A 287-nucleotide genomic window follows, 5' to 3' on the forward strand; every position below is an offset into this window, starting at 1 on the left:
ATCATGCGCACAGCGCGCTCGCGGTGCTGGCCGGACTGCTCGGCGATGGCGCGCAGGCAATCGATGCTCTCGGCGCCCCAGTTCTGGCCCTTGCAGGCAAAGTCGATTGCGCTTTCTGGCAGGCGCTTCCATTGCGGCGACGCGAGCCGCCAGATCAGCTTGGCGAAGTCGTCCGTGTTTTTCGCATAGCCCGCACGGCCGCGCTCGGTGGCAAAATAGAACTGATACCACCATTGGAGCTCGGCCTGCGGCGGCAGCCAGGGCGCCAACGTGGCGCCGCTGCCGCC

At 66.9% G+C, this 287-nt stretch carries 1 pseudogene; it reads right to left on the reverse strand.

The window, feature by feature from the left end:
- Positions 1 to 125 precede the first annotated feature (125 nt).
- Positions 126 to 287 (reverse strand): annotated as a pseudogene (locus tag EN852_RS39835) (alpha/beta hydrolase); the annotation flags it as partial.

It is taken from the genome of Mesorhizobium sp. M2E.F.Ca.ET.209.01.1.1 (assembly GCF_004010375.2).
In the GTDB taxonomy this organism is placed as follows: Bacteria; Pseudomonadota; Alphaproteobacteria; order Rhizobiales; family Rhizobiaceae; genus Mesorhizobium.